At 68.6% G+C, this 26,421-nt stretch carries 27 protein-coding genes; 13 read left to right on the forward strand and 14 right to left on the reverse strand.

The window, feature by feature from the left end; genetic code table 11:
* Positions 1 to 14: 14 nt before the first annotated feature.
* On the forward strand, positions 15 to 740 hold the full coding sequence (locus ACWEKR_RS12140) for a Clp protease N-terminal domain-containing protein (protein WP_452354518.1): 726 nt from the start codon (positions 15 to 17) through the stop codon (positions 738 to 740).
* A gap of 225 nt (positions 741 to 965) precedes the next feature.
* Here the strand turns inward: ACWEKR_RS12140 and ACWEKR_RS12145 are convergent, their stop codons facing one another.
* Together ACWEKR_RS12145 and ACWEKR_RS12150 are read right to left on the reverse strand one after the other, a co-directional pair.
* Positions 966 to 1,640: a suppressor of fused domain protein gene (locus tag ACWEKR_RS12145; RefSeq protein ID WP_452354519.1), complete on the reverse strand. Its 675-nt coding sequence runs from the start codon at positions 1,638 to 1,640 to the stop codon at positions 966 to 968.
* A gap of 58 nt (positions 1,641 to 1,698) precedes the next feature.
* Positions 1,699 to 3,756 carry an NAD(+) synthase gene (locus ACWEKR_RS12150; RefSeq protein WP_452354520.1) on the reverse strand — a complete coding sequence of 686 codons (2,058 nt, stop codon included), beginning with the start codon at positions 3,754 to 3,756 and terminating at the stop codon, positions 1,699 to 1,701.
* Positions 3,757 to 3,944: 188 nt separating this feature from the next.
* On the opposite strand from ACWEKR_RS12150, the gene ACWEKR_RS12155 reads away from it, so the two are divergent.
* Positions 3,945 to 4,238, forward strand: coding sequence for a hypothetical protein (locus tag ACWEKR_RS12155; RefSeq protein WP_159841375.1), 294 nt, complete (start codon positions 3,945 to 3,947; stop codon positions 4,236 to 4,238).
* Between the two features lie 213 nt (positions 4,239 to 4,451).
* On the forward strand, positions 4,452 to 6,077 hold the full coding sequence (groL, locus tag ACWEKR_RS12160; RefSeq protein ID WP_452354521.1) for a chaperonin GroEL: 1,626 nt from the start codon (positions 4,452 to 4,454) through the stop codon (positions 6,075 to 6,077).
* A 77-nt stretch (positions 6,078 to 6,154) separates the two neighbouring features.
* Here the strand turns inward: groL and ACWEKR_RS12165 are convergent, their stop codons facing one another.
* Complete coding sequence (locus ACWEKR_RS12165; RefSeq protein ID WP_452354522.1) at positions 6,155 to 7,147, reverse strand: SMP-30/gluconolactonase/LRE family protein; 993 nt, start codon at positions 7,145 to 7,147, stop codon at positions 6,155 to 6,157.
* Positions 7,148 to 7,270: 123 nt separating this feature from the next.
* Between ACWEKR_RS12165 and ACWEKR_RS12170 the strand changes: the two genes are divergently transcribed.
* The 4 genes from ACWEKR_RS12170 (at position 7,271) to ACWEKR_RS12185 (ending at position 10,574) form a co-directional block, all read left to right on the forward strand.
* The gene (locus ACWEKR_RS12170; RefSeq protein ID WP_452354523.1) at positions 7,271 to 7,723 is read left to right on the forward strand and encodes a MarR family winged helix-turn-helix transcriptional regulator; all 453 of its coding nucleotides are present in this window, start codon (positions 7,271 to 7,273) and stop codon (positions 7,721 to 7,723) included.
* A 180-nt stretch (positions 7,724 to 7,903) separates the two neighbouring features.
* Positions 7,904 to 8,728, forward strand: a complete 825-nt coding sequence (locus ACWEKR_RS12175) for an HAD-IIA family hydrolase (RefSeq protein ID WP_452354524.1) — start codon at positions 7,904 to 7,906, stop codon at positions 8,726 to 8,728.
* Positions 8,729 to 9,035: 307 nt separating this feature from the next.
* Positions 9,036 to 9,668 carry a TetR/AcrR family transcriptional regulator gene (locus tag ACWEKR_RS12180; protein WP_228829294.1) on the forward strand — a complete coding sequence of 211 codons (633 nt, stop codon included), beginning with the start codon at positions 9,036 to 9,038 and terminating at the stop codon, positions 9,666 to 9,668.
* 48 nt (positions 9,669 to 9,716) lie between these two features.
* Complete coding sequence (locus ACWEKR_RS12185) at positions 9,717 to 10,574, forward strand: alpha/beta hydrolase family protein (protein WP_452354525.1); 858 nt, start codon at positions 9,717 to 9,719, stop codon at positions 10,572 to 10,574.
* Between the two features lie 7 nt (positions 10,575 to 10,581).
* Here ACWEKR_RS12185 and ACWEKR_RS12190 read toward each other — a convergent pair whose 3' ends face one another.
* Positions 10,582 to 12,639 carry a prolyl oligopeptidase family serine peptidase gene (locus tag ACWEKR_RS12190; RefSeq protein WP_452354526.1) on the reverse strand — a complete coding sequence of 686 codons (2,058 nt, stop codon included), beginning with the start codon at positions 12,637 to 12,639 and terminating at the stop codon, positions 10,582 to 10,584.
* 33 nt (positions 12,640 to 12,672) lie between these two features.
* On the reverse strand, positions 12,673 to 13,215 hold the full coding sequence (locus tag ACWEKR_RS12195) for an AMIN-like domain-containing (lipo)protein (protein ID WP_452354527.1): 543 nt from the start codon (positions 13,213 to 13,215) through the stop codon (positions 12,673 to 12,675).
* Positions 13,216 to 13,435: 220 nt separating this feature from the next.
* Between ACWEKR_RS12195 and ACWEKR_RS12200 the strand changes: the two genes are divergently transcribed.
* The 3 genes from ACWEKR_RS12200 (at position 13,436) to ACWEKR_RS12210 (ending at position 16,812) form a co-directional block, all read left to right on the forward strand.
* On the forward strand, positions 13,436 to 14,410 hold the full coding sequence (locus ACWEKR_RS12200; protein ID WP_452354528.1) for a dipeptidase: 975 nt from the start codon (positions 13,436 to 13,438) through the stop codon (positions 14,408 to 14,410).
* A gap of 163 nt (positions 14,411 to 14,573) precedes the next feature.
* On the forward strand, positions 14,574 to 15,977 hold the full coding sequence (gene lpdA / locus ACWEKR_RS12205) for a dihydrolipoyl dehydrogenase (RefSeq protein ID WP_452354529.1): 1,404 nt from the start codon (positions 14,574 to 14,576) through the stop codon (positions 15,975 to 15,977).
* A 127-nt stretch (positions 15,978 to 16,104) separates the two neighbouring features.
* Positions 16,105 to 16,812 carry a polysaccharide deacetylase family protein gene (locus tag ACWEKR_RS12210; RefSeq protein ID WP_452354530.1) on the forward strand — a complete coding sequence of 236 codons (708 nt, stop codon included), beginning with the start codon at positions 16,105 to 16,107 and terminating at the stop codon, positions 16,810 to 16,812.
* Between the two features lie 105 nt (positions 16,813 to 16,917).
* On the opposite strand, the gene ACWEKR_RS12215 is transcribed toward ACWEKR_RS12210, so the two are convergent.
* Both ACWEKR_RS12215 and ACWEKR_RS12220 read right to left on the reverse strand, forming a co-directional pair.
* A complete protein-coding gene (locus ACWEKR_RS12215) occupies positions 16,918 to 17,346 on the reverse strand; it encodes a PPOX class F420-dependent oxidoreductase (protein WP_452354531.1) in 429 nt (142 codons plus the stop codon).
* A gap of 47 nt (positions 17,347 to 17,393) precedes the next feature.
* Positions 17,394 to 17,792, reverse strand: a complete 399-nt coding sequence (locus ACWEKR_RS12220) for a winged helix-turn-helix transcriptional regulator (RefSeq protein ID WP_452354532.1) — start codon at positions 17,790 to 17,792, stop codon at positions 17,394 to 17,396.
* A 93-nt stretch (positions 17,793 to 17,885) separates the two neighbouring features.
* On the opposite strand from ACWEKR_RS12220, the gene ACWEKR_RS12225 reads away from it, so the two are divergent.
* Complete coding sequence (locus ACWEKR_RS12225; RefSeq protein WP_452354533.1) at positions 17,886 to 18,734, forward strand: SDR family oxidoreductase; 849 nt, start codon at positions 17,886 to 17,888, stop codon at positions 18,732 to 18,734.
* A 338-nt stretch (positions 18,735 to 19,072) separates the two neighbouring features.
* On the opposite strand, the gene ACWEKR_RS12230 is transcribed toward ACWEKR_RS12225, so the two are convergent.
* Positions 19,073 to 19,450 carry a VOC family protein gene (locus ACWEKR_RS12230; protein ID WP_452354534.1) on the reverse strand — a complete coding sequence of 126 codons (378 nt, stop codon included), beginning with the start codon at positions 19,448 to 19,450 and terminating at the stop codon, positions 19,073 to 19,075.
* Positions 19,451 to 19,572: 122 nt separating this feature from the next.
* On the opposite strand from ACWEKR_RS12230, the gene ACWEKR_RS12235 reads away from it, so the two are divergent.
* The gene (locus ACWEKR_RS12235) at positions 19,573 to 20,349 is read left to right on the forward strand and encodes a TetR/AcrR family transcriptional regulator C-terminal domain-containing protein (protein ID WP_452354535.1); all 777 of its coding nucleotides are present in this window, start codon (positions 19,573 to 19,575) and stop codon (positions 20,347 to 20,349) included.
* On the opposite strand, the gene ACWEKR_RS12240 is transcribed toward ACWEKR_RS12235, so the two are convergent.
* Positions 20,346 to 20,879 (reverse strand): carboxymuconolactone decarboxylase family protein, encoded by a 534-nt coding sequence (locus ACWEKR_RS12240; RefSeq protein ID WP_452354686.1) that lies wholly within the window; start codon positions 20,877 to 20,879, stop codon positions 20,346 to 20,348. The two genes, ACWEKR_RS12235 and ACWEKR_RS12240, sit on opposite strands and share 4 nt — an antisense overlap.
* A gap of 207 nt (positions 20,880 to 21,086) precedes the next feature.
* On the opposite strand from ACWEKR_RS12240, the gene ACWEKR_RS12245 reads away from it, so the two are divergent.
* Positions 21,087 to 21,959, forward strand: a complete 873-nt coding sequence (locus tag ACWEKR_RS12245) for an NERD domain-containing protein (protein ID WP_452354536.1) — start codon at positions 21,087 to 21,089, stop codon at positions 21,957 to 21,959.
* A gap of 4 nt (positions 21,960 to 21,963) precedes the next feature.
* On the opposite strand, the gene ACWEKR_RS12250 is transcribed toward ACWEKR_RS12245, so the two are convergent.
* From ACWEKR_RS12250 to urtB, 5 genes are read right to left on the reverse strand one after another with little or no spacing between them, the layout of a single operon-like run.
* Positions 21,964 to 22,665, reverse strand: coding sequence for a GntR family transcriptional regulator (locus ACWEKR_RS12250; RefSeq protein WP_452354537.1), 702 nt, complete (start codon positions 22,663 to 22,665; stop codon positions 21,964 to 21,966).
* Between the two features lie 8 nt (positions 22,666 to 22,673).
* A complete protein-coding gene (urtE, locus tag ACWEKR_RS12255; protein ID WP_452354538.1) occupies positions 22,674 to 23,366 on the reverse strand; it encodes an urea ABC transporter ATP-binding subunit UrtE in 693 nt (230 codons plus the stop codon).
* Positions 23,359 to 24,213 carry an urea ABC transporter ATP-binding protein UrtD gene (gene urtD / locus ACWEKR_RS12260; protein WP_452354539.1) on the reverse strand — a complete coding sequence of 285 codons (855 nt, stop codon included), beginning with the start codon at positions 24,211 to 24,213 and terminating at the stop codon, positions 23,359 to 23,361. The genes urtE and urtD overlap by 8 nt, the downstream gene beginning before the upstream one ends.
* Positions 24,210 to 25,352, reverse strand: a complete 1,143-nt coding sequence (gene urtC / locus ACWEKR_RS12265) for an urea ABC transporter permease subunit UrtC (RefSeq protein ID WP_452354540.1) — start codon at positions 25,350 to 25,352, stop codon at positions 24,210 to 24,212. Before urtC ends, urtD begins: the two co-directional genes overlap by 4 nt.
* The gene (urtB, locus tag ACWEKR_RS12270; protein WP_452354541.1) at positions 25,349 to 26,233 is read right to left on the reverse strand and encodes an urea ABC transporter permease subunit UrtB; all 885 of its coding nucleotides are present in this window, start codon (positions 26,231 to 26,233) and stop codon (positions 25,349 to 25,351) included. Before urtB ends, urtC begins: the two co-directional genes overlap by 4 nt.
* Positions 26,234 to 26,421: the final 188 nt, after the last annotated feature.

A 26,421-nucleotide genomic window follows, 5' to 3' on the forward strand; every position in this document is an offset into this window, starting at 1 on the left:
CCTATGGTTGACGCATGACTTCACAATTCCGCCTCGACGATCTGATCGACGGCATCAAGAAAGCCCGTCCCGACAACGTGCTCGACCAGCTGTCCGACGCCGTCGTCGTCGCCAATCACCTCGGTGAAGTGGCCGATCACCTGATCGGCCACTTCGTGGACCAGGCCCGCCGCTCCGGCGCCTCCTGGACCGACATCGGCGCCAGCATGGGCGTCACCAAGCAGGCCGCGCAGAAGCGGTTCGTGCCCAAAGTGCCCGAACCCGGCGCCGCGGCGGCCATGGACCCGAACACGGGCTTCGCCCGTTTCACCCCGCGGGCGCGCGCGGTGGTGATGGCGGCGCAGGAGGCGGCCCGCACCGCGGGCAACCGCGAAATCTCGATCGGGCACGTGGTGCTGGGCCTGCTCACCGAACCGGAGGGGCTCGCCGTGCACGAACTCGTCCACCAGGGTGTGGCCGTCGACGTCATCTCCGCCGCGGCCGCCGCGTCCCTGCCCCCGAGCGAGGGGGAAGTCCCGGCGCTCGTTCCCTTCGGCGCCGAGGCCAAGAAGGTCTTGGAACTCACCTTCCGTGAGGCGCTTCGGCTGGGACACAACTACATCGGCACCGAGCACATCCTGCTCGCCCTGCTGGAGCAGGAGAACGGCGCGGGTCTGCTCAGCGATCTCGGCGTCGACAAGGCCGGCGTCGAAACGCACCTGGGCGAGCTGCTCGCGTCCATCACGGCCGAGAAATCCTGATTCGACATGGGCAGCGGGAAGTTTCGTGCGCGGATCGCACTCGCGGTGCCCTTGCTCCTGATCGGTGCGGTCCGGCGAACGAGCGCCGGTCACCGGCTCCGCAACGTCGTCAACGGGATTCGTGGGGCGCACGCCGCGCGAGCGCGTCACCGCCGGGCGCCGCGCACCCGGGGAGCCGGTGTCCGCGGGCCGCGCCGGATCGCGCCGCTCGATCGAGCGGCCTGATCACCCTCGCCCGGCCAGGCCGCCGCCCCACCGGGGCCAGCGGGCCTGTGGTTTCGGCTCGGAGACCAGCGGTTTGCGCCGAATGTCGGTGATGTACAAGGGTAGTCGCGGTGCCAGCTCGGCGAGCAGCGCGAGCGCCCGTCCGCCCTGCGCCGCGCGATATTCCGGCATGGTCAATCCGACGATCTGCAGGAACAGCACGCGGCCGTGCCTGCTGTCGATGGCGCCCAGTTCCGGGTCGGTCGTGAAGCAGACGGCGTGACTGGTGCAGTCCGCGTGGTCGGCCGCGATCGGTCCGTTCGTCTTGATGGTGTGTCCCGGTTCGAACCACTTGCCGGACTGGAAGACGTAGCGGCCGAGGTTCTGCATGAAATTCGCAGGCCAAGCGGGTGGTTCGGTGTCCGCGAGCCCGCGCGCCAGCCGGAAGGTGAATTCGAAGCCCCAGCCGGACTCGGCCGGGTTGTCCCACTCCTTCTCGTACAGCTCGGTCATCCCGTAGCTGACGTAATGCCAGTGCGGCACCGGCTCGGTGCGGGAGTAGGCGCTGATTCCGTCGAGCGGGTCGGAACCGCCCAGCGACCACGGGTGGTCGGACGCCCAATGGAAGGGTTCGATATCGCCGTACAGCGGCCGCAACGCCTCGTCGATCGCATCCCAGCCGGGTTTCTCACTCACGCAGCCACCATAAGCAGCGCGCGTCCGGCCGTTTCACGGGCGTCGGACGCTTCGGCGGTCAGGCATCCGGCACGTTGGCGGCGAGCTCCTCCAGCCAGGCTGTCGCGGACGCGTCGCTGGGCGCGCGCCAGTCACCGCGCGGGGAGAGCGAACCGCCGGAGCCGACCTTGGGCGCGTTGGGCAGCGTCGAGCGCTTGAACTGGCTGGTCTGCACGAAGCGGAGCAGGAACTCGCCCAGCCAATGCTTGATCGTGGCGAGGTCGTAGGCGTTGCGCTGGTCGGCGGGGACGAGGTCGGGCCAGCGGCCGGTCGCGGCATCCGACCAGGCATGCCGAGCCAGATAGGCGACGCGGCTGGGCCGATAGCCGAAGCGCAACAGGTAATAGAGGTGGAAGTCCTGCAATTCGTAGGGGCCGACCGTGGCCTCCGAACTCTGCGCGGGCGCGGAGGAATCCTCGTGCGGGATCAGTTCGGGTGAGATCTCGGTGCGCAGTATCGATGACAGCGCCTCGTTCGCCTCGGGGCCGAACTGCTCGGTGTCCACCGCCCAGGCGATCAGGTACTTGATCAGCGTCTTGGGCACCGACGCGTTGACGCTGTAGTGCGCCATGTGGTCGCCGACGCCGAAGGTGCACCAGCCCAGCGCGAGTTCGCTGAGATCGCCGGTGCCGACCACGAGTGCGTGATGCATGTTGGCCAGCCGGAACAGATGCGAGGTGCGCTCACCCGCCTGGACGTTCTCGTAGGTGATGTCGTAGACCGGCGCGCCGTCGGCGGCCGGGTGGCCGAGGTCGCGCAGCATCTGCGTCGCCGAGGCGCTGATGTCGATCTCGCGGGCGGTGACGCCGAGGGCGGCCATCAGGCGATGCGCGTCGGTCCTGGTCCTGGTGCTGGTCGCGAAGCCGGGCATGGTGTAAGCCAGCACATTCGAGCGCGGCAGGCCGAGCCGGTCCATCGTCTTGGCGGCCACGATCAGCGCCTGAGTGGAGTCCAAGCCGCCGGACACCCCGATCACCACGTGTTGCGTGCCGGTGGCGCGCAGGCGCGTGCTCAGGCCCTCGACCTGGATGTGGTGCACCTCGGCGCAGCGCTCGTTGCGCACGGCCGGGTCGGCCGGGACGTAGGGGAAACGCTCGATCTCGCGCTCCAGCGCGACCGGCTCCTCCGGAACCGGCAATCGCACGTCGATGTGCCGCATCGCGGTCAGCCGGTCCCGGTGATCGTGCACGTTGTCGGCGAAGCTGGTGGTGCGCAACCGGTCGGCGACGAGGCGGCGCAGGTCCAGGTCGGCGGTGATCAGCTGCGGATCGTCGCGGAACCGCTCGCCCTCCGCGAGCAGGTCGCCGTTCTCGCAGATCAGCGCCTGGCCGTCCCAGGCGAGGTCGGTGGTCGACTCGCCGGTTCCCGCGGCGGAGTACAGGTAGGCCGCGAGATAGCGCGCCGAATGCGACGTGCACAGCGACCGCCGGTAGTCCGCCTTACCGATCACGATGTTGCTGGCCGACAGGTTGACCAGCACGGTCGCCCCCGCCAGCGCGGCGAAACCGCTGGGCGGCAGCGGCACCCACCCGTCCTCGCAGATCTCCAGGTGGAAGACGAAGTCGTCCAGGTTGCTCGCGCGGAACAGCAGGTCGGATCCGAACGGCGCCCGGTGCCCGGCGATGGTGACGTGGTCCTCCAGCGCCTCCCGCGCTGCCGCGAACTGGCGCTTCTCGTAGAACTCCCGGTAGTTCGGCAGATAACTCTTCGGCGCAACGCCGAGCACGAGGCCACGGCAGATCGCGATCGCGCAGTTGAACAACCGGTGCTGGGCTCGTACCGGGGCGCCCACCACGAGCACGGTGTCGATGTCCGTGCTCGCCGCGACGAGCCGGGCCAGCGCCGCCTCGACCGCGGCGTCCAACGCGTCCTGGTGGAACAGGTCGTCGGCGGTGTAAGCGGACAGTCCCAGCTCCGGGAACACCGTCAGCACGGCGCCCGCGGCCGCGGCCTGCGCGGCCAGTTCCACGGTCTGCTCGACGTTGTAGGCGGGGTCGGCCACCCGTACCCGGGGAACCGCGACCGCCACCCGCGCGAAGCCGTGCCGGTAGAGCGAATCGAACGGCAGGTCGGCCACCCGCGTCCCCTTCCGGGAGGAGGTTGATCATGGTCACTCGGAATCTACGCCGCCGCGGGCGGGCGGGCGCGGCGGCGAGGTACGGGTAGGTGCTGCGGCGGCGTCGTGACCTCTGCTTTTGCTGTTCGAAGCGGGTGGCGCGGATCGTCTGGCCGGAGATGTGAACCGCTGGCGGCTAAGCTATAGCAATGGCGGATGAAATGGATTCCGACCTAATAGCGGGGGAACGGCGCGCAGATCTGCTGCGCGCGCTTTCGTATGTGTCCACCGAGTCCCAACCGGACGGCAGCTATGTGGTGAACGGCGACCTGCCGCCGGACGTCGCCCCGCCGTTCATTCGCGCCATCATGCGGGTGGAGGCGGAGCTGCTGCTGCACGACGCCGAACTCGTCACCGTGGAGGACGGCGAGCCGCGCACGCCGGAGGAACGCCGCACCGACGCGTTCGTCGCGCTGGTGCTTCGCGTCGACGACCGGCCCTGACCCGGTGCGGACCTTGCACTCGCCACCCCTGAGTGCTAAAAATGCATTTGGCACTCTCGACCTGTGAGTGCCAGGTCGGGACGGTGAGACCGGGTTCCGTAGACACCCTCGGTCGTCCGTCGCGGGCACCGAACCTGGCCAGCGTAACTGGGACGACCCAACCGGCGGTCGTCCTGTGTGTCAGCCATCCACATGGAGGATCTCAACAACGCCATGGCCAAGACAATTGCGTATGACGAAGAGGCCCGCCGCGGCCTCGAGCGGGGTCTGAACAGCCTCGCCGACGCGGTCAAGGTGACGCTGGGCCCCAAGGGTCGCAACGTTGTCCTGGAGAAGAAGTGGGGCGCTCCCACGATCACCAACGATGGTGTGTCCATCGCCAAGGAGATCGAGCTGGAGGACCCGTACGAGAAGATCGGCGCCGAGCTGGTCAAGGAAGTCGCCAAGAAGACCGACGACGTCGCGGGCGACGGCACCACCACCGCGACCGTGCTCGCCCAGGCGCTGGTGCGCGAGGGCCTGCGCAACGTCGCGGCCGGTGCGAACCCGCTGGGCCTGAAGCGCGGCATCGAGAAGGCCGTCGAGGCCGTCACCGCCAAGCTGCTCGACACCGCCAAGGAGGTCGAGACCAAGGAGCAGATCGCCGCCACCGCCGGTATCTCGGCCGGCGACGCGTCCATCGGTGAGCTGATCGCCGAGGCCATGGACAAGGTCGGCAAGGAAGGCGTCATCACCGTCGAGGAGAGCAACACCTTCGGGCTCCAGCTGGAGCTCACCGAGGGCATGCGCTTCGACAAGGGCTACATCTCGGGTTACTTCGTGACCGACCCGGAGCGTCAGGAAGCGGTCCTCGAGGACCCGTACATCCTGCTGGTCGGCTCGAAGATCTCGACCGTCAAGGACCTGCTGCCGCTGCTGGAGAAGGTCATCCAGGCGGGCAAGCCGCTGCTGATCATCGCCGAGGACGTCGAGGGCGAGGCCCTGTCCACCCTGGTGGTCAACAAGATCCGCGGCACCTTCAAGTCCGTCGCCGTCAAGGCGCCCGGCTTCGGTGACCGTCGCAAGGCGCAGCTCGCCGACATCGCCATCCTGACCGGTGGCGAGGTCATCACCGAAGAGGTCGGCCTCTCGCTGGAGAGCGCGGGCCTCGAGCTGCTCGGCCAGGCGCGCAAGGTCGTCGTCACCAAGGACGAGACCACGATCGTCGAGGGCGCGGGCGACCCGGAGGCCATCAAGGGCCGGGTGCAGCAGATCCGCTCCGAGATCGAGAACTCCGACTCGGACTACGACCGGGAGAAGCTGCAGGAGCGGCTGGCCAAGCTGGCCGGCGGCGTCGCGGTGATCAAGGCGGGCGCGGCCACCGAGGTGGAGCTCAAGGAGCGCAAGCACCGCATCGAGGACGCCGTGCGCAACGCGAAGGCGGCTGTCGAGGAGGGCATCGTCGCCGGTGGTGGCGTGGCCCTGCTGCAGTCGGCGCCTGCGCTGGAGGAGCTGAAGCTCGTCGGTGACGAGGCCACCGGCGCGAACATCGTGAAGGTCGCGCTGTCGGCTCCGCTGAAGCAGATCGCGTTCAACGCGGGCCTCGAGCCCGGCGTGGTCGCCGAGAAGGTCGCCAACCTGCCTGCGGGTCACGGCCTGAACGCCGACTCGGGCGAGTACGAGGACCTGCTGGCCGCCGGCGTCGCCGACCCGGTCAAGGTCACCCGCTCGGCGCTGCAGAACGCGGCGTCGATCGCGGCCCTGTTCCTGACCACGGAGGCCGTTGTCGCCGACAAGCCGGAGAAGGCCGCCGCTCCCGCCGGCGACCCGACCGGTGGTATGGGCGGCATGGACTTCTGAGTCCCAGCCACCCGGCACCATAGTTCGACCCGGAAGCCGGTCCACCGCGAGGTGGGCCGGCTTCCGGCGTTCCGGCGTCAGATGCCGTCGAGGCTGACGACGGCGAACGGCGTCTTCGGGCTGCCGGGGCCCATCGGACCACCCTTGTCGAACTGGGATGAGACGATCAGGGTCCGGTCACCGGCGCGGGCCAGGGTCGTCGGGATGGCGAGCGCCTCGTCGCTGCGCTGCCGGTCCAGCGTCGCGGTGGTCCCGTCGCCGGAGACCGTCCAGCGGCTGATCGTGTTGGTGGTGTTGTGCGCGGCCCACAGCGTGCCGTCGCGCAGGTCGAGTCCGTCGCCTTGGCGGAGATCGCCGCCACGCAGGGTGACCTTGCCGATCGGGTTGGCTTCCGGCGACAGCGCGATCCGGTACAGGTCGCCGCGGGGCATGTCGACGGTGAGCAGATAGCGGCCGGCCGGATCGGCGACGATGCCGTTGAGGCTGAAGCCGCCCGGCTCGATCGGCGGCAGCACGGGGCGTAGGTCGAACTGCGGGCGCAGTTCGCCACGCCCGCCCTGGGCTCTGGCGGCGGCCAGTTGTTCCGGGGTGACGCGATAGACGACCGCCCGCGTGCTGTCGGTCAGATACGCCGTGCCGTCCGGGGTGAGGGCGAGATCGTTCACGAAGCGGGGATCGCTCCCGGGCACGGTGAAGTCGGCGAGCAGGGCGCGGGTCGCGACGTCGTACACCGCGACGCCGGTGGTCGAGTCGGTCACCCACAGCCGCCCCGCGGCGTCGACTTTCAATCCGTTGGCGGTGTTGTGGTCGCCGGCGCCTTCGGGCAGGAAGACTTCGGCGCGCCGGGCGTCCGGCGTCGCTCGGTAGACGGCGCCGGTGGTGTACGAGCCGACATAGACGTCGCCGGTGCGCGCGTCGACCGCGATGCCTTCCGGGTAGACGCGGTCGCCGGGGAGCTCGTACGCGGTGTGGACGGCGTGCATGTCACCGGCGCCGCACGCGGCGAGCGTGACGCAGGCGCTCGCCGCGGCCAGGCTCGACAGCAGGCGGTGGGGAAGTGCGTGGGGCATCGAGATACCTCTTCGAGTCCGTTCTATCTAACGTATTCACATTCAAAATCGCATACGAATGTAAGTTAGAACTCTAATGTCAGTCAAGGTTCATATGGTGAGACGCACGGATACCATGCGGTTATGACGTCGTTGCCCGCCGCCCAACGGATCGGCTCGTATCTCAAACGTGCCGAGCAGTCCCTCAGCACGGCCAAGAACGCCGCGTTGAAACCGGCGGGTGTCACCGTGCCGCAGTACGCCGCACTGCTGTTCCTCTCGGAGAATCCCGGCATCTCGGCCGCCGCCCTGGCCCGGCTCTGCGGCGTCACCCCGCCGTCGATGAACACCGTGCTGAGCAATCTGCAGGACCGGGGACTCATCGAACGAACTCCGCACCCGTGGCACAAGAACGTCCTGGAGACCACGCTGACCGACAAGGGCGCGGCGGTGATGCGCGACGCCGACGTCCGTGCGGTCCGGGTCGAACGGGCGCTCGCCGAGGAGTTCACCGACGCCGAACGGGCTGCGTTGCAGGACTTGCTGACTCGATGCGCGGACCGGTTGGACTCGATCCGCCCCGGTCCCGCCGCATAGCGAAGCGCCGAAGGGGCGGGAGCGCCAGCGTCAGGCAGGCAGGCCGCCTTCGCGGTCGGCACCCGACATAGGTGACCGGACGCAGAGCGATCGTCGCGCCGCCGGTACCGCGCCGGTGCGGGGCCGCGACCTGCGGTCGGTCGGCGTGCCCGGCGAGCGTGCCGGTCGTACGCTGAAGCCGTGCCTGACCGCAGTCGGATCCGAGGCGTGCTCTACGACATCGACGGCGTCCTGGTGACCTCCTGGCAGGAGATCGAGGGCGCCGCCGCCGCGGTGCGCCGGATCGGCGAAACCGGGCTGCGCCGCGCTTTCCTGACCAACACCACCTCGCGCACCTGCGCGGAGATCGCGGAACGCCTGTGCGGCAGTGGTATCGAGGTCGAGCAGGCCGAGATCGTCACCGCCGCAAGGCTCACCGCCGAGTTCGTGCGCGATCGCCATCCCGGAGCCGCGGTCTGGGTGCTCAACCACGGCGATATCACGGCGGACCTCACCGGCCTGACGCTCGACGACGATCACCCCGACGTGGTCGTGATCGGCGGCGCCGGGCCGGAATTCGATCACGCCGCGCTGAGCCGCGTGGCGGAACTGATGCTGGACGGCGTGCCCGTCGTCGCGATGCACAGCGGCCTGACCTGGGCGACGGCGGATGGGCTTCGCGTCGACGCGGGGGTGTACCTGCCCGGACTGGAGGCGGCGGGCAACGCGCGCATCGAGGTGGTCGGCAAGCCCGCCGCGCCCGGCTTCCGGACCGCCGCGGCGTTGATGCGGCTGGACCCGGCGGAGGTCGTGATGGTCGGTGACGATCTGTATTCGGATGTGCTCGCGGCGCAAGACGCCGGGTTGACCGGAGTGCTGGTGCGCACCGGTAAATTCCGGCCGGGAGTGCTGGCGTCGGCCGACCGCGCGCCCGATCACGTCATCGATTCCGTGGCCGCGCTGCCGGAATTGCTGGCCCGGCAAGCGGGGTCGGGCGAACCTGCCGTAACCGACGAATCGGAATGAAACAAAAAATTCTACAGTTTCCCTCTAAAATTGCCCGCAATCGTGGTGCTGCTGGGTATCGTCTGTTCCGGCAAATAGCCAGTGACAAGGAATGTCTCACGGACAGATCGGAGTTGCCGGATGCTCGATTCGCTGATGAGCGTGCTTGTACGCAAACTACTATGGTCGCCGGGCTTCGGCTCGGCGACCGATCAATGAGGTAGCAACTGCTCAGCCAACTTTCGGCTAACCCGTTGTCTGCCGAGGGTTGTAACGAAGGGCCCGATCCATGACGATGAGTTCGGGCCCTTCTGTATTGTCTGCCCCAATGTCACAGGATGCGAATACGGGTCGAATGTATGCCGGGCAACCCGTGGAGGACCGGCAGCGTCAGCGGCGTGCGCGTTTTCTGGAGTCAGGCCTGACGGTCTTCGCGCGCGACGGCTACGCCAATAGTTCGGTCGGCGCCATCTGCAAGGACGCCGGACTCTCCTCGCGACAGTTCTATGAGGAGTTCACCGGTCGCGAGTCCCTACTCCTCGAGCTGTACGAGCAGATCGACCGGGAGTCGCGGGACGCGGTGAAGAAGGCGTTGGACGCCAAGTCCGGCGCGAAGGCGCTGGAGGTCATCGACGCGGCCGTCCGCGCCTACGTCGAGTCGATCGGATCCGATCCACGCAAGGCGCGCGTCGCCCTCGTGGAAGTGGTCGGCGCGGGCCCGAAGGTGGAGAAATTCCGGCTCGCGGTGCGCCGGGAGTGGGGTTCGCTGCTGGCCGGCGCCGCCGAGGACGCCGCGTTGCACGGGGAGATTCCCGCGGGCGACTACGAGATGCGGATGCTCGCCATCATCGGCGGCGTCAACTACGTGGTGGACTCCTGGAGCGGTTCGGAGCCGCGCCCGCCGCTCGACGACGTGATCCGGGTGCTGAGCAGGGTGATCATCGGCGCGGTGCGCGCCTAGCGTTCCGGTCCGCGGGATCGGCGGTGACGAGCGCGGTACCGTGCGGGGATGCAGACAGTTCCGATCCAGATGCCGGACGGCACCACGGTCCCGGTGCGGTTGATCCCCGCCGGGGGCGCGCACCGGCACCCGGTCACCCCGGATACGCCGCGCCCGGTGCTGGTCATCGTGCCCGGTCTCGGCGTCCCCGCGGGTTACTACGAACTGTTCGCCGAAGGCCTGGCGGCGCGCGGGTTCGACATGGCCATCGGCGAGCTGCGCGGCAACGGCGACAGCAGGCCGAAGCCGAGTTCCGCCAGCACGTACGGCTACCACGAGCTCGTCTCGGTCGACTTCCCGGCGATTTTCGAGGTGGTCCGCGAGCAGTTCCCGGACAGCACGCCGTACCTGCTCGGGCACAGCATGGGCGGCCAGCTCGGCGTCATGTACGCCGCGCGCATCCGCGGCAGGCTCGGCGGGCTCGTCCTGGTCGCGTCCGGCACGCCGTATTACCGCGGCTACCGCGGACTTTCGGGGCCGGGCATGCTGGTCGGCACCACGGCCATCTCGCTGACGGCCAACCTGGCCGGTTTCTGGCCCGGCGACCGGGTCTCGATGGGTTTCGGCCGCCAGTCCAAGGTGCTGATCTCCGACTGGGCCCGGCTGGCCCGCACCGGCCGGTTCGTCCCGGTCGGCGCGGACATCGACTACGAGGAGCGCATCGCGCGGCTGAAGCTTCCGGTGCTGTCCATCACGATGACCGGCGACGACCTCACCCCGCCCAGCTCCGCCGAACACTTGCTGGAGAAGCTGCCCAACGCCGAGGTGACGCGCTGGCGGCAACCCGAGCCGCTGGGGCACAACGGCTGGATCCGCCAGTACACCAGCACCGTCGACCAGATCGAGAAGTGGCTGCGCGACCGCTGAGCGCCGCTCAGGCGCGGCGTTCGATCAGCATCTGGGTGAAGAACTCGTAGATCAGCGCCGCCTGGAAAGCCGACTGCTTGTTGTCGGCCGCGCCGCCGTGGCCGCCTTCGATGTTCTCGTGGTACCAGACCTCGTGGCCCTGTTCCTCCAGCAGCGCTGCCATTTTCCGGGCATGTCCGGGGTGCACCCGGTCGTCCCTGGTAGAGGTGGTGAGCAGGATCGGCGGGTAGGCGCGGTCGGCGCTGGCGTTCTGGTAGGGCGAGTACTTGCCGATGTACTCCCAGTCCTCCGGCTTGTCGGGGTCGCCGTACTCGGCCATCCAGGAGGCGCCCGCGAGCAGCAAGTGGTAGCGCTTCATGTCCAGCAGCGGCACCTGGCAGACGATCGCGCCGAACAATTCGGGGTAGCGGGTCAGCATCACGCCCATGAGCAGTCCGCCGTTGCTGCCCCCGACCGCGCCGAGCTGGTCCGCGGTGGTGATGCCGCGCGCGACGAGGTCCTTCGCGATCGAGGAGAAGTCCTCGTACACCTTGTGCCGGTTGGCTTTCTGCACCGAGGTGTGCCACTGCGGCCCGTACTCGCCGCCCCCGCGGATGTTCGTCATCACCCAGGTTCCGCCGCGCTCCAGCCACCCCATGCCCGACGCGCCGCTGTAGGCGGGGGTGCGCGACACCTCGAAACCGCCGTAACCGGACATCATCGTCGGCCCCGGGGAGCCCACTCGGTCACGATGGCGGATCACGAAGTACGGCACCTGGGTGCCGTCGTCGGACGTGGCGAAGAACTGCTCGGTCACCACGTCGTCGGCGTCGAAGAACCCGGGCTCCTGCTTGAGCCGCTCGGTGCGCTCGCCGACCGCGCCGGTCAGCAGCGTGGCCGGAGTGGTGAATCCGCTGGTGTTGAGCATGAACTCGTCGCCGTTGTCCAGCGGGTCGAGGTTCAGCACGCTGGTGGCGGCCATCGGCGGGGTGTCGGCCAGCGGCTCGCGGCGCCAGCCGTCCGTCCCCGGTGTCAGCACGTGGAGCTTGGTCTGCACGTCCTCGAGCGTGACCAGCAACAGGTGGTTCTCGGTCCAGCCGTAGCCGTGCAGCGAGGTGTGTGCGTCCGGGGTGAAGAGCACCTCGAAATCACGGTCGCCGGCCAGGAACTTCTCGAAGTCGGCGGCCAGCAGCGCGCCCGCGGGATAGCTCGCGTCGCCGACTTCCCACGGCGACTTCAGCCGCACCAGCAGCCAGTCCTTGTACCAGGACTCGTCGGCGTCGCTGGGGAGATCCAGGTACCGGAGCGTGCCGTCGGCTTCCAGCAGGTAGACCTCTTCGTTGAAGAAGTCGGTGGCGCGGCCGACGTAGTGCCGTTCGTAACCCGGAGTGCGGTCGTAGCCCGCCGACACCGCGACATCGCCGCTCTCGCCCTCGAAAACAGTGGTGGCGTCGGACAAGGGGGTGCCGCGACGCCAGCGTTTCGCGATCCGCGGGTATCCCGAATCGGTCAGCGAACCGGGGCCGAAGTCGGTGCCGACATACACCGAGTCGATGTCGATCCAGCGGATCTCCGACTTCGCCTCGGGCAGGAAGAAGCCGCCGTCGGCCGGCTCGAGGAACACCCGGCGTTCGAGGTCGAACTCGCGGACCACCTTCGCGTCCGCGCCACCTCGCGAGAGGCTGATCAGCGCGCGGGACTGTTCCGGGCGCAGCACCGCCGCCCCGCCCCACACCCAGTTCTCGTCCTCGGCGGCGGCCACCGCGTCCAGGTCGATCAGCACGTCCCAGTCCGGCGCGTCCTCGGCGTACTCGGCGAGCGTGGTGCGCCGCCAGAGGCCGCGCGGATGCTCGGCGTCGCGCCAGAAGTTGTACAGCCAGCGACCGCGCCGCGCCGGGTAGGCGATCTTGGTGTCGGTGTCGAGCATGCCGAGGATGCGCCGCTCCAGATCGCGGAAGCGATCGGAGTCGGCGAACCGGGCGTGCACTACCGCGTTGCGCGCGCGTGCCCAGTCGAGGGCGCGCTCGTCGGTCACTTCTTCCAGCCAGAGGTAGGGGTCGGTCACGTTCCGCTCAACGCCGCTCATCCCCACATTGTGGCCGAGCCGCGCGGCGCGGGTTCACCAGGAGTGCGCTACGTCGACCACGACGCGCGATCCGCCGCCCGGACCGGTGAGGGTGGACACCTGGAACGGCAACCGGGCACGCGTGCCCGCGCCGATCGTGGTCTGGCCCTCGAAGGAGCCCGCCCAGGCCACCTGCCGGAAGGTCCGGTAGTCCCGCACGTCGGCGAGCTCGGCCCGGTTCGCCGGGTTGTAGGTGGGGGTGAACGAGTCGTCATAGGCGGCGGCGTTGAGGGTGATGCTGAGGAACGCCCCGCCGCGCAGCGGGACGAGCGCTCCGGAGCCGTCCATGACGACCCGCTCGACGTAGCCGACGTGATAGCCGGTCACCGGTCCGGCGACATCGAACACCAGGCGGTCGAAGCAGTCGTGCCGACCGGCGCGGACACCGGTGAGCGGTGCGAGTGAGCGGGCCTGGCTGATCTTGGGGATCGAGCCCCAACCGGACGCGCACGCCGGGGCGGCGGACGCGGGGGCGGGCGCGATCCAGAGACCGGCGAATGTCACGAAGGAAAACAACAGCAGAAGTAAGCGACGCATGGTCGCACCGCCTTCGGGGCACGGGAGGATTGATGTATTTCATGCATCGGTCCAGGTGGGTGCCCTGTTACGGCGACGGCGACGAAAGATGTTGGCCGATACGGCAACTCGGCAGCTACGCGAAGCCGGCGGCGCCGGCCGTTCGCCGCGTGCCGATGTCCGCTCGATGCGGACAGTAGGATCGCTGCTTGCGAGGCCGATCCGACCAGGAGGTTCGAGGTTGCCACCCTTCCTCTGGGAGCAGCACTGCTGTCTGCCGCTGACGCCCGCAGCGCGCATCGGCGACCTCGCTCGTTACCCGGCCGGATCGTATTTGTCGGTGAACGTCGGATACTCCCGGCAGTCGACCGCCGATTCGCTGGCGCTGCTGGAGCGATTTCGCCGTGCTGCTCTGACGGACGGCCGGTTTCATCTGGTCGACAGCGTCGACGACATCGGAGCGCACGACGCCATCGCGCTCGCTTTCGACTTGGAGGACTCCGGCCCGCTCGGCGGCGATCTGGACAACGTCGCGCGCTTCGCCGAACTAGGCGTGCGGTCGCTGCTGCCCGCCTACAACCACGCCAACGCCGCGGGCTGTGGATGCCTGGACACCGAGGACACCGGCCTCACCGGATACGGGCGCGACCTCGTCCACGCGCTCAACGAAGCCGGTGTCTTCGCCGACGGCTCGCACTGCTCCCGGCGCACCGGGCTGGAACTGGCCGAGCTGAGCGTCGTCCCGATGATCTACAGCCACTCCAACTTCGCCGCGCTCTGGGACCATCCGCGCAACATCACCGACGACCAAGCGCGCGCCTGCGCCTCCACCGGGGGCGTGATCGGGATCAACGGCGTCGGCATCTTCCTCGGCCGCAACGCGGCAGGCGAGCGCGCCGAGCGGATCGCGGCGATGGCGCGGCACATCGAGTACGGCGCGGAACTCGTCGGCATCGAGCACATCGGCATCGGCTCGGATTACTCCTTCGACGCCGAGGACTTCAACGCCGAGATGGCGCACAATCCGGGTGCCTTTTCCGAGGCGTACACCAAATATGGTCCTCTGCAATGGGTCCCACCAGAGGACCTGACCGGCGCCTCCGAGGTACCCGGCCTCGACGAGGCCCTGGCCGCCCGCGGCTTCAGCCCCGCCGACCGAGCCGCGGTCTTCGGCGAGAACTTCCGCCGCGTCGCCCGCCGGGTCTGGCGCACCTGAGCCGTTTCGTGCGAGGCGGAACGGCTGCTCAGGCGGCATGGTAGGCCCATCGGGGCGAGTTGTTCTTCCCGGTCGGGGGAAGTTCTGTATTCGGTGTGGTCCATGCCTCACAGTTGTGGGGTACGGGTGCGTGAAGTTTGCGCTGCGGAGTTAGGCTCGGGGCGTGACTTCCCACTACGATGTCGTCGTTCTCGGTGCTGGTCCCGGCGGATACGTCGCCGCGATCCGCGCCGCTCAACTCGGCCTGCGAACAGCGATCGTCGAGCAGAAATACTGGGGTGGTGTGTGCCTGAACGTGGGCTGCATCCCGTCCAAGGCGCTGCTGCGCAACGCCGAGCTCGCCCACATCTTCACCAAGGAGGCGAAGACCTTCGGCATCTCCGGTGAGGTGAACTTCGACTTCGGCGTCGCCTTCGACCGCAGCCGCAAGGTCGCCGACGGCCGGGTCAAGGGCGTCCACTTCCTGATGAAGAAGAACAAGATCGACGAGTTCGACGGCAAGGGCACCTTCACCGGCCCGAACTCGCTCTCGGTCGAGCTCGGCAAGGGCGGCACCGAGTCGATCACGTTCGACAACGCGATCATCGCGGCGGGCACCGTCACCAAGTTGCTGCCCGGCACCCGGCTCAGCGCCAACGTGGTCACCTACGAGGAGCAGATCCTCACCCGGGATCTGCCGGGCTCGATCCTCATCGTCGGCGCGGGCGCGATCGGCATGGAGTTCGGCTACGTCCTGAAGAACTACGGCGTCGACGTGCGCATCGTCGAGTTCCTCGACCGCGCGCTGCCGAACGAGGACGCGGACGTCTCCAAGGAGATCACCAAGCAGTACAAGAAGCTCGGCATCACCATCACCACCGGTGCGGCCGTGCAGTCCATCGAGGACGACGGCGCCAAGGTCACCGTCGCGATCAAGGACAACAAGAGCGGTTCGATCGAGACCGTCACCGTCGACAAGGTGCTGCAGGCCGTCGGCTTCGCCCCGCGCGTCGACGGCTACGGCTTGGAGACCACCGGCGTGGTGGTCACCGACCGCGGCGCGATCGGGATCGACGACTACATGCGCACCAACGTGCCGCACATCTACGCGATCGGCGACGTCACCGGCAAGCTGCAGCTCGCGCACGTCGCGGAGGCGCAGGGCGTGGTGGCGGCCGAGACCATCGCGGGTGCGGAGACCGTCACCCTCGGCGACTACCGGATGATGCCGCGCGCCACCTTCTGCCAGCCGCAGGTCGCCAGCTTCGGCCTGACCGAGCAGCAGGCGCGCGACGAGGGCTACGACGTGAAGGTCGCGACGTTCCCGTTCACCGCCAACGGCAAGGCGCACGGCCTCGGCGACCCGACCGGTTTCGTCAAGCTGATCGCCGATGCCGAGTACGGCGAACTGATCGGCGGCCACCTCATCGGCCCGGACGTCTCCGAGCTGCTGCCCGAGCTCACCCTCGCGCAGAAGTGGGATCTGACGGTCAACGAGCTGACCCGGAACGTGCACACGCACCCGACGCTCAGCGAGGCCCTCCAGGAGGCCTTCCACGGCCTGGCCGGCCACATGATCAACTTCTGATCCGGTCGCGGATACAGGGCGTGCGGTCGTCGATCGCGCGCCCTGTTGCGCTGTCGGGCAAGAGTTTCCGCGCCGGTAGGGTCGTCGGTGATCGGCGCGGATGCGGGCAGTCTGCTATACAGCGTGCATGCTTCGCAGGTGGCTGATCGGAAGTGTGCCGGTGCTCGTCGTGGTGGTGCTGCTGGGGACGGGCACCTTCTATCTGACCAAGGCGCGCACCTTCCAGCTGGCCGGTCACGTCGTGAGCAGGGTGGACACCGACGCCAGGGTGGTCGCGCTGACCTTGGACGACGGACCGTCCGACCGGGCCCCCGAAGTGTTGCGCGTCCTCGCCGAGACGCAGGTACCGGCCACTTTCTACCTGAACGGGCGTGATCTCGCCGCGCACCCCGAGTACGGCAGGGCGATCGCCGCGGCGGGCCACGAGATCGGCAACCACACCTATTCGCATCGCCGGATGGTCCTCGTCACGCCCGCCACGGTTCGTGACGAGGTGGAGCGCACCGACGCCGAGATCATGCGGACCGGCTACGTCGGCCCCATCACGTTCCGCCCGCCTTACGGCAAGAAGTTGTGGGTGCTGCCGCACTACCTGGCCGAGCACGACCGGGTCACCGTGACGTGGGACGTGGAGCCCGATTCGGGCAAGGCGGGCGCTACGGCGGACGACATCGTCGCCGAGACCCTCGGCAAGGTCCGTCCCGGCTCGATCATCCTGCTGCACGTCATGCACGGGAACGCCGAGCCGTCGATCGCCGCCATTCCCCGCATCGTCGCCGAATTACGCGCCGCCGGTTATCAATTCGTCACGGTTTCCGATCTGATGTCACGCTGAGTCCGGCGGTGCGCCGAGTCGGCTCACCGTAGGCGCCCGCGAACCCGATTCGTCGGCGCCCCGGTCGCGGACCTTCGCACGGTTCGGGGAACGGAATCCGTTCGGTCAACCGGCGGCCGGAAGCATCCCGTAGGCGTGCGTCGGCGTGAACAGCACCAGGGCACGCCGGTCGGCGATCATCGCGTCGCGGTACTCGTCCCAGTCGGGATGCTCGCCGTTGGCGGTGCGGTAGTAGTCGACGAGCGCGTCGACGGTGGGGTCGTCGGGCGCGGCGGCCACGGGGGTGAGTTCCACCGTGCCTTCGAGCACGGCATAGGCGAAGAAGTCCGCGCGGGTCACGTGCAGCGCCGCCCACGGGTCGCGGACGAGGTTGTGATACTTCGCGCGGTCGGCGGTGATCGAGATGCGGATGCGGCCGTCGTCGCCGACGACGTGCAGCACATTGGACAATTGCGGCCGTCCGTTGCGGCGGATCGTGGTGAGCACGGACCTGCGGTGATCGCGGGCGAAATCGACTGCGGCGGCGAGTTCCATGCCCGTGTAACCCCTGGCGCGGCGGGTCTCTTCCCCGTCGCGGCCGGTCAGTCGCGGTGGTAGGCCGCCTGGGCCGCTCGCACGCGCGGCATGTTGGTTTCCAGTACCTGGATCAGTGCCTCCAGGTGTGCCGCCACCTCGGCGCCCAGTTCCGTGAGGGTGTATTCCACGCGCGGTGGAATCGTCTCCTGCACCTCGCGATGCACCATGCCGTCGCGTTCGAGTGCTTGCAAGGTCTGCGACAGCATGCGCTCGCTCACGCCGTCGACCCGCCTGCGCAGGGCGCTGAACCGGTACGGGCCTTCGCGCAGCGCGACCAGGGCCAAGGTGCCCCAGCGACTGGCGACATTCTGCAGGACCGGCCGTGAGGTGCAGTTGCGTGCGAAGACGTCGGCTTCCAGCGTGGGGTCGTCGGCTTCGGCCGAGACGGCGCGCTGGGTGGTCATGCCGCCATGGTAGCGAACTTGACCGCAGTGGCGGCGGAATGCATAGTGCTTACGAATAGTTAGTACTTGCAAATAGCACCTTGGGAGGTAGTCATGACCGTCGCCGTCACAGGAGCCAGCGGACAGCTGGGCCGACTCGTGGTGGAGGAGTTGTTGCGCACGGGGTCGACGCCCGTCGCGATCGTGCGTGATCCCGGGAAAGTGGCCGATCTGGCCGAACGCGGCGTCGACGTCCGGCAGGCCGCCTACGACGACCCGGCCGCGCTCGAGCGTGCCCTCGACGGCGTGGACCGGGTGCTGCTGATCTCGGGCAACGAGTTCGGCGCGCGAGTAGCCCAGCACACCAATGTGATTCGCGCGGCGCAACGTGCGGGCGTGCGACTGCTCGCCTACACCAGCATTCCGAACGCGGCCGACAACCCGCTGATCCTCGCCCAGGAACACCGGGGCACCGAGGCGGTGCTCGCCGAATCGACTGTGCCGTATGTCTTGCTGCGCAACGGCTGGTACTGGGAGAACTACGTGGGCGGCCTCGCGTACGCGGTGGAATCGGGGGTCTTGCACGGAGCTGCGGGCGAGGGGCGCGTGGCGGGCGCGGCGCGCGCCGACTACGCCGAAGCGGCCGCCCGTGTGCTCACCACCGACGGTCACGCGGGCCGGGTGTACGAACTCGGTGGCGGCGAGCGGCTCACTTACACCGGGCTGGCAGAGGCGATTTCGCAGGCATCGGGCAAGCCGGTGCGCTATGAGAACTTGCCCGAAGCGGACTATGCCGCCGTGCTGACCCGAGCGGGCCTGCCCGACGCCTACGCGAAGGCGCTCGCCGACGCGGACGCGGGCATCGCCACCGGCATCCTCGATGTGCGATCCGGGGACCTGGAGAAACTCCTCGGGCGACCGGCCACCCCGGCGGTCGAGGTATTCCGCGCGGCGCTCGCCTGAAACCCTCCGGCGGCTTCTGCCCCGGGACGATGGGCCAGGTGTGGTGACTTTCGTTGCCCACGCCTGGTCCATCGCAGGTAGTGCCAACCGCGGGCGCCGATCGCGGCCCGACTGCTGTCTGCGCGTGCTGTGCGCCCGAGTTCGGCCGGATACGTGCTCAGCCCAGCTCGACTACGTCTTTCGAGCGAAGCGAGACCGAGCATGCGCCGTTCGCGGCCCGGCTCGCGTCCGAGCGGCCGCCGCGTTCGCGACGTAGTCGCCAGTGGCGGTCGCTCGGACGCGAGCCATGAAGGGGCCGCGAACACGCCGCGACGCAGTCGCGGCCAATCCAACACAGCTCACACCCACTGCACCAACTGGATGATGATTCCGTTCGGGTCGCTCATCTGGAAGTACCGCTCGCCCCATTCCTCGGTCTCGATGGGCGTCACGATCGGCACTCCCTCGCGTTGCAGCCGGGCGTACTCGGCATCGATCTCGTCGACGACGAAGACGACGAGCAGGCCTTCGCCCGCACTGCCCGCCGCGCTCTCCGGTTTGAAACTCGCCAGCCCGGTGCGCAGGTAGATCACGTTCAGGCCGGCGTCGGCGCGATCCAGTGAGACGAACCCGTCGGCCGACATCTTCTCCTCGAAGCCGAGGTGGTCGATGAGGAACTTCGCCGAGGCGGCCGGGTCCGGGACGTTGAGCGAGATGGCGGATGCGGTGATGTTCACAGGCCCTCCTGAAATATCTGTACTAAGTACACTGTACTTTGTATGGTACAGACGCTCGGTGTTCACTATGAACTGCGTCACATCGATACCATCGGTGCGGGAGAGGCGTGGAGGAGGCGGCAATGGCACAGCCGAAGGAACGCAGCGGTGCGGGCGACCCGGTGCGCACGCTGGAGTTGCTATGGCGAGTTCCGGGCGAGTCGGGCCGGGGCCCGAAACAGCGCAGCAGCCTGGAGGCGGTCGTGGCCGCCGCAATCGAGATCGCGGACGCGGAAGGCATCGGAGCGCTCACGATGCGCGCGGTCGCCAACCGGCTCGGCTTGACACCCATGGCCACCTACACGTATGTGCCGGGCAAGGCCGAGCTGATCGATCTGATGCTGGACACGGTGTACGCGCAGATGGAGCGCGGAGACCTCACCGGCCTGTCCTGGCGCGAGCGGGTCATCCGGGTCGCGGCCGAGAACCGCGCCATGCTGGCCCGGCATCCGTGGGTGGCGTATCTGCCGACCACCCGGCCGCCGCTCGGCCCCGGTCTCGCCGCCAAATACGACCATGAGCTGGCGGCATTCGCGGGACTCGGTCTCGATGACGTCGCCATGGACGCCGCACTGACGTTCGTGCTCGGCTTCGTCACCTCCGTCGCCCGCATCGCCATCGACAGCGCGCGTGCGGCGGCCGACAGCGCCATGTCCGACGGACAGTGGTGGGAACGGGCCGCGCCGATTCTCGCGCGGGTCTTCGACGCGCAGCGCTACCCGCTGGCCGCGCGCGTCGGCGCCACGGCGGGCCAGGCGCACGACGCCGCCTACAGCGCCGAGCACGCCTACGAGTTCGGCTTGACGCTGGTGCTCGACGGTTTGGCGCGGCGGATCGAGGGGCCGTCCGCCGACGGCTAGACGCCGTCGCGCTGGATGCGCAGTGCGGTGATGGTCGTGGCCAGGCCGTCGTACTGGTTGATGAGCAGGACGATTTCGATCAGGCTGCGCTCGTCGTAGTGCTTCGCCAGCTCGGCCCAGGTGTCGTCGTCGAGGTCGCGCGCATCGACCAGTTGGTCCACCGCGGCCAGCAGCGCGCGGTGCTTGTCCGACCAGCCTGCCGCTGCCGGGCCCGTGCGCAGCCGCTCCAGGATCTCGCTCGTCACCCCGGCGCGGCGGCCGAGCCGGATGTGATGGTCCGTCTCGTAGTCGCAGCCGCGCAGATGCGCGACCCGGAGGATGACCAGTTCCGACTCGTGCCGGGGCAGCCGCCCGCCCGGCATGAGTTTGCCCGAGTAGTGCAGCCAGCCGCGGAACAGTCCCCTGGTGCGGCCGAGCGTGCTGAACAAGTGGGCGTCGCCGGTGCCGGCGGCGCGGGAAAGCACCTGCCAGACAACCCAGTTGAGCGGGCCGAGCTCCCGGAGCCGTCCGGGTGAGATGCGTGGTTGCAGCGCTGAAACCATGCCGGTTGCCACCTCCGCGTGGTCTGTGGCCGGCGTCGGTGCCGACCGAGAAAGAGCCTACTTGGCAGTATCCCGTGCAGCGCGCCACCATTCTTTTGCTTTCGGAGTGGTTTTCGGCGGGGTACCCCGTCATCATCAGTACCGGTGCTGGTCACCGTGGCGTCAGGTGTGGACAACAGGTCGGCAGGGGAATAGATGCTGGTGAGGATCAGGCCCGGAGCGGAGCTTTCCGGCGCCGAGCGGGAATTCGTCGCGTGTCTGCGGTCGTATCCGACGACCGGCCTCGCCGTGATCGATATCGAGGCGGACAATCGGCGCGTCGACGCGGTGGTATGGACCCCGCGGGGCCTGACCGTGCTGGAAGTGCACGGATTCCAGCGCAGGCAGAGCGGCATTCTGAGCACACCGGCCGAAGGGCAGTGGAAGATCAGCGACGCGCCGGTGGAATTGGACGACCCGGAGTCCGGGAGCCCCGCCGAGCGCGTGGAGCACGGCAGGTACGCGGTCAAGCACATGCTCCAGCGCGCGTTGCAGGACCCAGGGCACATCAGCGGCGCGGTGGTGCTCGTCCCGTTCCGTGGAGCCGTGGTGCGCCCGGCGCGCACGAATCTGCGTCCGGGTTTGGACGTGGTCGTCGGAAACGTCACCGACGCGACGGAACTGCGTATCTATCTGGAGGGATTCTCCGCGGGACCGCGCGACTGGACCGCGGACCGGGTGATCGGCGCGTGCGGCGCGCTCGGTCTGGCGGAACTCGCCCCGTCCCGGGCGGAGCTCTTGGAAGCGGGATTCGAGGAGCAGGCCCCGGAGCCGGTCACCACCATCGCGCGCACACCGAAGCCGCGCGTCGAGCCGACGCCCGGCGTGGCGACGAAGAGCCAGGCTTATGCCGGGTGGTCCGTCGTCGTCATCGCCGTGGTCGGGGTCCTGTTCGTGCTCGGCGTGATCGCCACCGCGCTCGCGCACGATTCCGCGCAGCCGATCCCCGCGACCGGCACGACGAGCCCGACGCCGTCGCCGCCCGCGTACCGGCCCACCCAGTGCTTCCCTTTCCAACAGAGCTGCTGAGCGGTCAATCCCGCACGGCGCGGCCCAGTTTGGTCAGGCGCAGGGCGTGCTCCGCACGGGCCAGCACGTGCGTGCGCGAGGTGGTGACGTGGGCGGTGAGCGTCTCCAGCGCCGCGTCCACGGCACCGGACAGCAGATGCTCGGCGACCGCGATGTGCTCGGCGGTCATCGTGGCGATCCGTTCCGGCGTCGGCACGTCCAGCGTGCGCACCGGGCGCACCCGGACGTGCACGGCGGTGAGCGCGTCGGCGAGTGCGGCGTTGCCCGCCGCCGACAGCAAGGTGGTGTGGAACCGTTCGTCGGCGGCCACCAGCGCGGGTCCCGGCTCGGGTGGGTCGTCGCGCAGTGCGCGCCAGGTGTCGAGTTCCGCGCGCACGAGATCCAGATCGTGCGCAGGCGCCGTGCCGGGCGGCCCCACGCGTTGCATGCCCCTGGTTTCCAGGACGAGCCGCAATTCGTAGAGGTGATCGAGTTCGTCCAGCCTCGGCCGGTACGGATACAGACCGTCGGGGAGACGCTCGACCAGACCGTCGGCTTGTAAGCGGGCCAACGCCTCCCGCACCGGGGTGCGCGACACCCCGTAGGCCTCGGCGAGGCGCTCTTCCCGGAGCCGTTCGGTCGGCACGATGGCTCCGGTGGCCAGATCCCGGCGCAACGAGTCGTACACCTGCTCGCGCAACGGGATCCGGCCCCTGTGGTGGGCCACGGCGGTGCTCAGATCGCCATCGCCGAGCGGACGTCGCTCTCGGCCCCGGCCCCACCCGCGCCCGTGGCGGTCACCCGGCCGGACCGCAGCACGTAGTAGCGCTGCGCCGCCTGCAACGCGAAGCCGATGTGCTGTTCGACCAGCAGCACGCTGAGCCCGCCGCGCCGGGTGAGATCGATGATGGTGCGCTCGATCTCGGCGACCACCGACGGCTGGATGCCCTCGGTCGGCTCGTCCAGGATGAGCAGCTTCGGCTCGGTGATCAGCGCCCGCGCGATGGCCAGTTGCTGGCGCTGCCCGCCGGACAACAGGCCCGCCTTGCGCGTCAGCAGCTCGCGTAGCGCGGGGAACAGGTCGAGCGATTCGTCGATCAGCGCCTTGCCGCGCTTGCGGCCGTCCGCCACCACCTGAAGGTTCTCCGCGGTGGTCAGTTGCGGGAAACTCTGCTGCCCCTGCGGCACGTACGCGATCCCGCGGCGCACCCGCCGCGACGGCGACAGCTTGGTGACGGACTCGCCGTCGAATTCGATCCGGCCCGACTTCGTGCCGATCAGGCCCACGGCGGTGCGCAGCAGCGTGGTCTTCCCCGCGCCGTTGTGTCCCATGACGGCCACCACGCTGTCGGCCGGGACGGTCACCGAGACGCCGTGGATCACCTCGGTGCGGCCGTAGCCGGCGTGGATATCGGTGAGTTCAAGCATCGCTGTCCCCTTTCCGGGTCGAGTCCGGGCTCGGCGCGCTGGACGCGTCCTCCAGCTCGGTTCCGACGGCCGCGGCGGTGCCGAGGTAGACCTCCTGCACTTTCGGGTCGGCCTGCACCTGTTCGACGGTTCCCTCGCTGAGCACCTTGCCACCGGCGAGAACGGTGACCGAGGTGGCGAAAGCGCGCATGAAGTCCATGTCGTGCTCGACCACCACGACCACCCGGTCGCCACCGATCCGGCGCAGCAGGTTCCCGGTCTCCTCGCGCTCCTCGGCGCTCATCCCGGCCACCGGCTCGTCCAAGAGCAGTACCGAGGCGTTCTGCACCAAGAGCATGCCGATCTCGAGCCATTGTTTCTGCCCGTGCGCGAGTACCCCGGCGGGCTTGTCGCGCAGACCGGCCAGGCCGGTGGTCTCCAGCGCCTCCTCGATCGCCGGGAGCACGGATCTGCGGCGGCGCAGCATGCTGAGCGCCGAGCGTCCCGCGCCCGCGGCGATATCGAGGTTCTGCAGCACGCTGAGCTGCTCGAACACACTCGCGGTCTGGAACGTGCGCCCGACGCCGAGCCGGGCGATCCGGTGCACCTTCTTGCCGAGCAACTCCACCCCGGTCTTCTGCGCCGATCCGGTCGCCGGGACCAGTCCGGTGATCGCGTCGATGAGCGTCGTCTTGCCCGCGCCGTTGGGGCCGATGAGGAAGCGCAGATCCCCCTGCAGCACCGTCAGGTCGACATCGGTGACGGCCTTGAATCCGTCGAAGCTCACCGACAGACCGCGGACCTCGAGGTATTCGCTGGACATTCCGGCGTTGCCGCCGAGCTTCGGTTCGTGCGTCGTCTCGGTCATCGCGATTCCACCTTCTCCGTCGCGGGTTCCGGCAGCTTCTCGACCACCACCGTCGAGGGCGGCGCGGTGCGCCGAAATCTGTGCTCCAGCAGGCGTTTCAGCAAAGGCCACAGTCCGGCGAGGCCCGCCGGGACGAAACCGACCACGACGATGAACAGCACGCCTTGCAGATACGTCCATCCCGACGGGAACTCCTCCGACAGCGCCGTCTGCGCCCACGCGACGCCGATCGCGCCGAGCACCGGCCCGAGCAGCGTGGTCCGGCCGCCGATCGCGACGCCGATGAGGAACGCGATGGAGGGGACGACGCCGATGTCGGCGGGGGAGATGATGCCGACGATCGGAGTGAACAGCGCACCGGCGATACCCGCGAAGAACGCGGCGACCACGTAGGCCACGATCTTGACGTTCGCCGGGTCGTAGCCCAGGAAGCGTACCCGCTCCTCCTGGTCGCGCACCGCGACGAGCAACTCGCCGTATCGGCTGTGCATGAGCTGCCGCACCAGCGCGACCACCACCAGCAGCGTGCCCGCGGCGACGAAGAACAGCATGCGCCGGTTGACCGGATCGGACAGCTTGAAGCCGAAGAACGCGCGGAAGTCCGACAAGCCGGTGAATCCGCCGATGGCCTGCTGACCGGTCAGCAGGATGGCCAGCGCGGCGGCCAGCGCCTGACTGAGGATCGCGAAGTAGGCGCCCTTCACCCGGCGTTTGAAGACGCCGTAGCCGAGCGCCGCGGCGACCAGCGCGGGCAAGACGAGGATGCCGAGCAGCGCCACCGGGGCCGAGGCGAACGGCTGCCAGAACGACGGTAATTCGCGAATGCCCGCGATCTCCATGAATTCCGGCACGTCGTTGCCGAGCCGGGCGGCGTCGGCCATCTGCAGATGCATGGCCATGATGTAGGCGCCGATGCCGAAGAACACACCCTGGCCCAGGGTGAGCATGCCGCCTCGGCCCCAAGCCAATCCGATGCCCACCGCGACGATCGCGAAGCACAGGAATTTCGCGAGCAGATTGAGCCGGAAATCGCTGAGCACGGCGGGCGCGACCGCGAACAACAGGACGGCGGCGAGGGCGAATCCGGCGAGCGCGCTCGGCGCGGAGTGCGCGCGCCACCGTTGGACGAGCGTGGTCATGCGAGGCTCCTTGTCCGGACGGTGAACAGGCCCTGCGGGCGGACCTGCAGGAAGATCACGATGACGACGAAGACGATGACCTTCGCGATGGACGCGGTGGTCGAGTACTCGATGTAGGAATTCAGCAGCCCCAGCGCGAATGCCGCGATCACCGTGCCTTTGATCTGGCCGAGCCCGCCGATCACCACCACGAGGAACGCGTCGATCAGGTAGCTCTGACCGACGGTCGGGCTGGTGGAACCGATCAGGGTGAGCGCGACACCGGCCACACCCGCCAGACCGGAGCCGATGAAGAACGTGCTGATATCGGTGAAACGGCTGGACACGCCGGAGGTTTCGGCCAGGCCCCGATTCTGCACCACCGCGCGGATCCGGCGGCCGAGCGGCGACGCCTTGAGGACCGCGGCCAGCGCGGTCACGGCGACGACCGCCAGCACCAGGATGAAGATGCGTGTCTTCGGCACCACCGCGCCCAGGATCGTGACGCCACCGCTGAGCCACTCCGGCGCGACGACGTTCTTGGCGGGCGCGCCGAAGATGTCGCGGGCCAGCTGTTGCAGTACCAGCCCGACACCGAAGGTGACCAACAAGGTGTCCAGCGGCCGGTCGTACATCCAGCGGATCAGGCCCATCTCCAACGCCGTCCCGAGCAGGCCGCCGACGAGGAAACCGATCAGCAGCGACACGACGAGCGAGACGCCCGCCGACGAGATGACCTTCTGCACAACGTAGGTCGTGTAACAACCGGCCATGATGAACTCGCCGTGCGCCATGTTGATCACGCCCATCTGCCCGAAGGTCAGCGACAGGCCGAGTGCGGCGAGCAAGAGTATCGATCCCAGACTCAGCCCGGTGAAGAGCTGTCCGATCACAACATCCATGGGAGAAGCTCCTGTGTCGAATTTGCCGCTTTGTTTGATTGCCGCGACTTCGTCGCGGCGTGTTCGCGGCCCCTTATGGCTCGCGAACGGCGGATGCTCGGTCTCGCTTCGCTCGAAACCGGAAGTTGCGGTGAGCGGGGCACGTCATGTGCTGATGTGCGGCCCTGACGTCCGCCTGACTGTGGTTC

The sequence above is a fragment of the Nocardia sp. NPDC004573 genome, assembly GCF_053602135.1.